The sequence below is a fragment of the Marinobacter sp. genome, assembly GCF_041984545.1.
GTDB lineage: Bacteria > Pseudomonadota > Gammaproteobacteria > Pseudomonadales > Oleiphilaceae > Marinobacter.
Genome location: NZ_JBHIXV010000082.1, coordinates 1 through 266, shown reverse-complemented (window position 1 = coordinate 266; position 266 = coordinate 1). Strand labels below are relative to the sequence as shown.

The following is a 266-nucleotide window of genomic DNA, read 5'->3' as shown; positions in this document are numbered from 1 at the left end:
ATCTTGACCATACAGCGTGTGCACGCCGAGTCGTGATGCCGCATTTGCTAGTCCATTGGTGAATTTGTGAATGTCTCCCGTGGAATCGCTCTCAGTGAAGTAGCCACCGTAGTAGGTGCCTGCCAATGTCGGCTCGATGGCTTTCATTTCAGCTGGGGTCACGGCATAGCGAGGTAGGCCCCCCTTGGCCAGCATGACTGACACTTTGCCTGCATGGTCGAACCCTTTTTTGTCACGGTAAATGTGCAGGATGCCTTCCTTCTTCA

Annotated in this window: 1 protein-coding gene; it reads right to left on the bottom strand. The window is 53.4% G+C overall.

Features of this window, described 5'->3' with window-relative positions; translation table 11 throughout:
• Positions 1–266, bottom strand: a 266-nt coding sequence (locus ACFC20_RS17610; protein WP_375194117.1) for an FAD-dependent oxidoreductase, incomplete at both ends; no start/stop codon positions are given.